This is a genomic window from Streptomyces sp. NPDC093568 (assembly GCF_044764945.1).
Classification (GTDB): domain Bacteria; phylum Actinomycetota; class Actinomycetes; order Streptomycetales; family Streptomycetaceae; genus Streptomyces.
Genome location: NZ_JBIWJD010000001.1, coordinates 448369 through 455615, shown reverse-complemented (window position 1 = coordinate 455615; position 7247 = coordinate 448369). Strand labels below are relative to the sequence as shown.

General features: G+C 69.6%; 6 protein-coding genes. 5 read left to right on the top strand and 1 reads right to left on the bottom strand.

What is annotated here, in order from left to right; genetic code table 11:
- Positions 1 to 144 precede the first annotated feature (144 nt).
- Complete coding sequence (locus ACIRD7_RS01950) at positions 145 to 1152, bottom strand: hydroxyacid dehydrogenase (protein ID WP_403448421.1); 1008 nt, start codon at positions 1150 to 1152, stop codon at positions 145 to 147.
- A 117-nt stretch (positions 1153 to 1269) separates the two neighbouring features.
- Between ACIRD7_RS01950 and ACIRD7_RS01945 the strand changes: the two genes are divergently transcribed.
- The 5 genes from ACIRD7_RS01945 to ACIRD7_RS01925 all read left to right on the top strand — a co-directional run bounded on the left by ACIRD7_RS01945 (position 1270) and on the right by ACIRD7_RS01925 (position 7242).
- On the top strand, positions 1270 to 2532 hold the full coding sequence (locus ACIRD7_RS01945) for an FAD-binding protein (protein WP_403448418.1): 1263 nt from the start codon (positions 1270 to 1272) through the stop codon (positions 2530 to 2532).
- 153 nt (positions 2533 to 2685) lie between these two features.
- Entirely contained in the window at positions 2686 to 3933 is a 1248-nt protein-coding gene (locus ACIRD7_RS01940; protein ID WP_403448415.1) for an ROK family protein, read from the top strand.
- A gap of 182 nt (positions 3934 to 4115) precedes the next feature.
- Entirely contained in the window at positions 4116 to 5378 is a 1263-nt protein-coding gene (locus tag ACIRD7_RS01935) for an ABC transporter substrate-binding protein (protein WP_403448412.1), read from the top strand.
- A 20-nt stretch (positions 5379 to 5398) separates the two neighbouring features.
- Entirely contained in the window at positions 5399 to 6364 is a 966-nt protein-coding gene (locus tag ACIRD7_RS01930) for a carbohydrate ABC transporter permease (RefSeq protein WP_403448409.1), read from the top strand.
- The gene (locus tag ACIRD7_RS01925; RefSeq protein ID WP_403448407.1) at positions 6361 to 7242 is read left to right on the top strand and encodes a carbohydrate ABC transporter permease; all 882 of its coding nucleotides are present in this window, start codon (positions 6361 to 6363) and stop codon (positions 7240 to 7242) included. Before ACIRD7_RS01930 ends, ACIRD7_RS01925 begins: the two co-directional genes overlap by 4 nt.
- Positions 7243 to 7247: the final 5 nt, after the last annotated feature.

Sequence of the window (7247 nt, the reverse complement as noted above, 5' to 3'; positions counted from 1 at the left end):
CTCACGCCTCCCGCCCCAGCACCGCAGGGTCGACCGGATACCCCGGCTCGTCACCTCCCACCAGCCACCAGGTGAGCCGTCAGGCGGCGGCGCGGGGCCGCTGGTGGGCGCGCGTGAGAGGCGCGGGAAGCCGACCGCAGGCCCTCACGCCTCCCGCCCCAGCACCGCAGGGTCGACCGGATACCCCGGCTCCTCCCCCGCCACCAGCCGCGCCGCCTCCGCCACCACGGCCAGACCCAGCCGCGCCGCCTCGTTGCCCTGGGAGCCCGCGAGGTGTGGGGTGAGGTAGGCGTTCGGCAGGTCGTACAGGGGGGAGTCGGCGGGCAGGGGCTCGGGGTCGGTGACGTCGAGGATCGCCGAGAGGCGGCCGGTGCGCAGCTCGGCGATCAGGGCCTCGTGGTCGAGCAGGGTGCCGCGCGCGGTGTTGATCAGCACCGCGCCGTCGGGCATCAGGGCCAGTTCGCCGGGGCCGATGAGGTGACGGGTCTCGGGGGTCTCGGGGGCGTGGACGGTCACGACGTCCGAGGTGCGCAGCAGTTCCTCCAGCGGGAGCAGGGGTACGCCGAGGGCGGCGGCGCCCGCCTCGTCGACGTACGGGTCGGTCAGGGTGGGGACCAGGTCGAAGGGGCGCAGCAGCTCGATCACCTTGCGTCCGATGCGCGAGGCCCCGATCACGCCGACCCGGCGGCCGTGGTTGCCGATGCCGGGGACCAGCCCCCAGCCCGGGAAGGCCCGCTCGGTGCGCAGGCGGTCGCGGGCGGCGAACAGGTCCTTCCCGGCGAGCAGGATCATGGCCAGCGTGTACTCGGCGACCGGCACGGCGTTGGCCACCGCCGCCGAGGTCACCGTGATCCCGCGCCGCCACAGCTCGGGCGTGGCGAGGCCCTTGACCGAGCCGGCCGAGTGCAGCACCGCCCGCAGCTTCGGGACGGCGTCCAGTGCGGCCGCGTCGAGGCGGGGGCAGCCCCAGCCGGTGACGAGGATCTCGGTGCGGGCGAGGGCGTCCGCGAGGCCGGGGTCCGTGAAGTCCTCGGCCACGAAGGCGGGGTCGATGTCCACCGACTCGCGCAGCCGCGCGAGCACCTCCGGCGGGAAGACCTGCGGCACGTTCCGGCGGGACATGGCGAACATGGCGTACGGCCGCTCGGTCATGGACGTGGCCTCCGGCTCGGCACAGTGCGGGAGATGAATGGAGAAAGCGGTCTCTACGGTAGGCAGCCGCGGATGAGAGGGTCAACGCACAGGCAGCCACCTGGAGGGACGGCGAGGATGACCGAGACGATCACCAACTGGGCGGGAAACATCACGTACACCGCCAAGGAGCTGCACCGGCCGTACTCGACCGGCGCGATCAGCGCGCTGGTGGCCGGCAGCGAGCGGGTGCGGGTGCTGGGCAGCGGGCATTCGTTCAACGAGATCGCCGAGCCGGGCACCGAGGGCGTGCTGCTGTCGATCGCCGACCTGCCGCCGGTGGTCGACGTGGACCGGGCGGCCCGTACGGTACGGGTCGCGGGCGGCGTGCGGTACGCCGAACTCGCCCGCGCGGTGTACGCGCACGGCCTCGCGCTGCCCAACATGGCGTCCCTGCCGCACATTTCGGTGGCCGGGTCGGTCGCCACCGGCACCCACGGGTCGGGGATCGGCAACGGCTCGCTGGCCACGTCGGTGCGGGAGGTGGAGCTGGTCACGGCGGACGGCTCGGTGCTGACCGTCGGCCGGGACGACGAGCGGTTCGGCGGTGTGGTCACCTCGCTGGGCGCCCTCGGCGTCGTCACCGCGCTCACCCTCGACCTGGAGCCGTCCTTCGACGTCGAGCAGCACCTGTTCACCGAACTGCCCCTGGACGGCCTGGACCTGGCGGCGTTCGAGACGGTGATGTCGTCGGCGTACAGCGTGAGCCTGTTCACCGACTGGCGCGAGCCTGGGTTCCGGCAGGTGTGGCGCAAGCGGCGCACGGACCGGCCGCTGACCGACTTCCCGTGGGCGGCGCCGGCCACCGAGAAGCTGCACCCGGTGCCGGGGATGCCGGCGGTCAACTGCACGGAGCAGTTCGGCGTGGCGGGGCCGTGGCACGAGCGGTTGCCGCACTTCCGGGCCGAGTTCACGCCGAGCAGCGGTGCCGAACTCCAGTCGGAGTACCTGCTGCCGCGCGAGCATGCCGTGGCGGCGCTGCACGCGGTCGACGCGATCCGGGGGACGGTCGCCGCCGTGCTCCAGACCTGCGAGGTGCGCCTGGTCGCGGCGGACGCGCAGTGGCTCAGTCCCTCCTACGGCCGGGACACGGTGGCCCTGCACTTCACCTGGATCGAGGACACCGCGGCCGTACTGCCGGTAGTGCGGCGCCTCGAGGAGGCGCTGGACGCCTTCGAGCCGCGGCCGCACTGGGGCAAGGTGTTCGCACTGCCGGCCCGGGTCGTGCGCGGGCGGTATCCGAGACTGGCCGACTTCCGGGCGCTGGCGCGGGAGCTGGACCCGGCGGGGAAGTTCGCCAACGCGTTCGTGCGGGATATCCTCCACGACTGGGACGACTGATACGCGCCAGTACTCTCCCACCTGGCGCTTCCAGCGGAAAGACTTTCTACAGCCCCTTTCCTAACCCCTTGTAGAAAGGCGGCGCACGCCATAGCCTTGCGCCGCGCCGGTGCCGACGACGACCCGGCCTGAGCGAAGGGACGGGGGGCACCGGTGAAGCGCACGTCACGTGACATCCGCACCGCGAACCGCTACGAGGTGCTGCGCCAGATCATCGCCTCGTCACCCACCTCCCGCCAGGAGCTGGCGGCGGCCACGGGTCTCAGTCTCGCCACCGTCGCCACGCTCGTGGGCGAGCTGCTCGACCTGCGGATGATCACGGAGGTCGGGTTCGAGGACTCGGCCGGCGGCCGGCCCCGGGGGCTCGTGGCGGTCAACGCCTCCGGCGGCGCGCTGATCGGCGTCGACATCGCCGAGACGTACGTCCGGGTCGAGCTGTTCGATCTCGGGCTGAACGTGCTGGCCCGCGCCGACGAGGACATGCGCCCCGGCGAGAGCCGCCCCGAGCAGGTCGTCGGCCATGTCGCCGCCGCCGTCGGCTCGGTGGTCGCGCAGGCCGGCGTGGAGGGCGCGCGGGTGCTCGGCGTGGGGGTGAGCGTGCCGGGGCAGGTGGACCGCGACACCGGTGTCGCCGAGTACGCGCCCAACTGGGACTGGCACGACGTGCCGCTGCTCGATCTGCTCGCCGAGCACGTCGCCTACCCGCTCTACATGGACAACCCGCTGCGCGCGAGCGCGGTGGCCGAGCTGTGGTTCGGTGCCGCCCGCGGCCGGGGTGACGCCGTGGTGGTCAACCTCGGCACCGGCGTCGGCGCCGGGCTCGTGCTCGGCGGCGGACTGCACCGGGGCGTGAGCAACAGCGCCGGCGAGTGGGGGCATACGACGCTCGTGCTGGACGGGCGGCACTGCCACTGCGGCAACCACGGCTGCGTCGAGACGTACGTCGGCGCGCCCGGGATCATGGTGAACCTGCGTGAACTGGCCGCCGACAGTCCCCTGCTGCACCCGGAGGACCAGACAGCGACGATCGACGCGCTGGCCCGCGGCGTCGACGCGCGTGATCCCGTGGCGCTCAAGGTGGTCCGGGACACCGCCCGTTACCTGGGCGCCGGGATCGCCGACCTGGTGAACCTCTTCAACCCCGAGGTCGTCGTGCTGAGCAGCTGGGTCGCCGCGAGCCTCGGCGAGCCGCTGCTGCGCGAGGTGCGCGAGGCCGTCGCCCGGCACGCGCTCAGGCGGCCGCTCGCCGCCACCGCGATCGTCCTGTCCCCCATCCCCACCGACCCGGTGTGCCTGGGCGCGGCGACGTTCGCGCTCGAAGGGGCGCTGCAGACGGTGGGCCAACGGACCGCGGCCAAGCGCACCGCTGCCGCGAAAGGCCGTACCGCACCGCCTTCGTAGCGCCGCAACGTCCGGTATCCCGAACGTCGCACAACGCTTCGCGCAGACTTCGTCCAACCCCTTGCCGAAGCCTTAGCCGAAGGTTAACGTCCCGCACCGCAACCCCTTTTGAGCCACCTGGCGCTGAGCCGCTCCAGTCAGGGAAACAGGGCCGCAGCCGCACTCGAGACAAGGACGTCACCATGTCGGCATTGAGCAGCAGGAACTTCGACCGCCGTACCGCACTGCGGGCCGCGCTGGGTCTGGCCGCCGCGGGCGGGCTGGCCGCGTGCGGGAGCAACACCGGCCGAAGCAGCGGAGGTTCGGGGGACCGACTCGTCCAGTACTTCCACGCGTACGGCGAGGCGGGCGTCGAGCAGGCCGTCAAGAAGTACGCGAAGGCCTACGACAAGACCGACGTGACCACTCAGTGGATCACCGGCAACAACTTCGAGCAGAAGCTGTTCGCCGCGCTGCTCACCAAGAACGCGCCGGACGTCTTCGAGTTCCATCCGCAGATCCAGCTCATCAAGAGCGGTCAGGTGGCGGACCTGACCGACATCATCGAGCCGGTCAAGTCCGACTTCAACCAGGCCGACATCACGTCGCACACGGTCGACGGGAAGATATACGGCGTCCGGATGATCGACGACCCCCAGTTCTTCTTCTACCGCCCCTCGCTCTTCGAGAAGGCGAAGGTCGAGGTGCCGACCACGCTGGAGGAGCTGGTCGAGGCCGCCGCCAAGCTCAAGACCAGCAAGGTCAAGGGCGCCTACCTCGGCAACGACCTCACCCCGGTCCAGCACAACCTGATCTGGTCGGCCGGCGCCGACACCCTCACCGCGGACAACAAGCCCGCCTTCAACACCGACGCCGTCGCCGACGGCCTGAAGCAGCTGCGGGGTCTGTTCACCAGCGGTGACCTGCTGCTCGACGCCCCGGCCGACTGGTGGGACCCGTCGGCCTTCACCCAGGGTCTGACGGCGATCCAGTGGTGCGGCATGTGGGCCATGCCGGCCATGCAGCAGGCCCTCGGCGACGACATCGGCGTCTTCCCCTTCCCGAAGGTCGGCTCCGCCGGCAAGGAGTCGGTGTACAACGGCGGCTGGTCGATGTTCGTGAACGCCAAGGGCAAGAACGTCGAGGCGGCCAAGGAGTACGTGAAGTGGCTGTGGATCGACCAGAAGGAGTACCAGGAGGACTTCGCCACCTCCTACGGCTTCCACATCCCGCCGCGCACCTCTCTCGCCGAGTCCGCGACGAAGCTGAAGTCCGGTCTGCCGGCCGAGGGTGTGAAGCTGTTCAACGAGTTCGGGCACTTCGACAACATCGGCTGGACCCAGGCCATGATCGCCGCGTTCAACGACGTGATGGCGAACTCCGTCCGCAAGGACGGCGACCCGAAGGCCCAGCTCGCCGCCTGTGAGAAGAAGGTCACCACCGAGCTGCAGAAGCTCTTCGGATAGGCCGCCGGACGGATCTCGACATGTCGACCACCACCACACGCGGGGTCGCCTCCCCCGCCCCGGCCAAGGTCTCCAAGGACCGGCCGCGGCGGGGCCTGAGGGCGAACAGCACCTTCAACTTCTGGCTCTTCACCGGGCCCTTCCTGATCGGCCTGGTGATCTTCGTCTTCGTGCCCATCGGCTGGAGCCTGTATCTCAGCTTCTTCGAGGCACGGTTCACCGTCACGCCGAGCGAGTTCGTCGGCCTGGACAACTACAAGCAGATCCTGTCGGACACGGACTTCAGGAACTCCCTGGTCACCTTCACCGTGTTCGCCGCGTTCATCGTGCCGACCACCTGGGCGCTGTCACTCGGCCTCGCGCTGCTGGTGAACCGGCTGCGGTTCATGCGGGCGTTCTTCCGGTCGGTGTTCTTCCTGCCGACCGCCGTCAGCTACGCGGCCGCCGCGCTGATCTGGAAGATGTCCATCTTCAACGGCGTCCGCTTCGGCATGGCCAACACCTTCCTCGGCTGGTTCGGGATCGAGAACATCGCCTGGCTCGGCAATCCAGATCCGCCCTGGTACTGGCTGGTCATCGTGACCGTCCGGCTGTGGCTGCAGTCCGGTTTCTACATGATCCTCTTCCTGGCGGCGCTGCAGAACATCCCGAGGGAGCTGTACGAGGCCGCCTCCATCGACGGCGCGAAGCCGGGCTGGCAGACCTTCCGGCACATCACGCTGCCCCAGCTGCGGGCGACGTCGACCGCGGTGATCCTGCTGCTGCTCATCGCCGCCTACCAGGCCTTCGACGAGTTCTTCATCCTGCTGGGCAAGGCCACCTGGGGCATGCCGCCGCTGGTCGAGCTGTACAAGATGGCCCTCGGTGAGAACCAGAACTACGGCGCGGGCAGCGCGGGCGCGCTGGTCCTGACCGCGCTCATCTGCCTCGTGACCCTGTTCCAGGGCAAGATCATGGGCTTCGGAAGGGGTGACGAGTCCCAGTGACCACCACAGCACCCGACGTCCGCAAGCAGGCGCCGGCCCGGGCCACGCGCCGGGGCGGCGTCATCGGCAACACCGGTCTGTACATAGCGACGGGCGTGGCCGCCGTCCTCTTCCTGATCCCGTTCTATCTGATCGTCCGCAACGCCTTCATGACGGACCCGGAGATCACGGGCGAGGAATGGAAGTGGTTCCCCACCGAGATCCAGTGGGCCAACGTCAAGGAACCCTTCGACGACGTCACGGTCGACTTCGCCAGGTCGATGTGGAACTCGTTGGTCGTGGCCATCCTGCACACCACGGGGATCCTGCTCATCTGCTCGCTCGCCGGATACGGCCTGGCCCGCATTCCGTACAAGCACGCCAACAAGATCTTCTACGCCGTACTGGCCACCCTGATGGTCCCCACGGCCGTCACGTTCGTGCCGAGCTTCGTGCTCGTCTCGTCGCTCGGCTGGATCGACAGTTACCGGGGTCTCATCATTCCGGGCCTTTTCAGTGGTTTCACGTGCTTCCTATTCCGGCAGTACTTCCTGGGGTTCCCGAAGGAGCTGGAGGAGGCGGCGCGCGTGGACGGGCTCAGCTACTGGGGGGCGTACTGGCGTGTCGTCGTGCCCAATTCGCTGAACTTCTTCGCGGCGATCGCGACGATCACCTTCATCGCCGGCTGGAACGCCTTCCTTTGGCCCCTGGTCATCGGCCAGGACCCCAGCGCGTGGACGGTCCAGGTCGCGCTCTCCTCGTACGCGACCAACCAGACCGTCAACTACCACCTGATCTTCATGGCCACGGCCATCTCCATCCTGCCCCTGTTGTTCGTGTTCCTGTTCCTTCAGCGCTGGCTGGTCCAGGGCATCGCACAGACCGGCATCAAGGGCTGACGCCT

Bases quoted from the DNA above. Each gene is read 5' to 3' on its own strand.
- ACIRD7_RS01930 (WP_403448409.1), top strand. From the start codon at position 5,399: ATGTCGACCACCACCACACGCGGGGTCGCCTCCCCCGCCCCGGCCAAG.
- ACIRD7_RS01950 (WP_403448421.1), bottom strand. From the start codon at position 1,152: ATGACCGAGCGGCCGTACGCCATGTTCGCCATGTCCCGCCGGAACGTG.
- ACIRD7_RS01935 (WP_403448412.1), top strand. From the start codon at position 4,116: ATGTCGGCATTGAGCAGCAGGAACTTCGACCGCCGTACCGCACTGCGG.
- ACIRD7_RS01945 (WP_403448418.1), top strand. From the start codon at position 1,270: ATGACCGAGACGATCACCAACTGGGCGGGAAACATCACGTACACCGCC.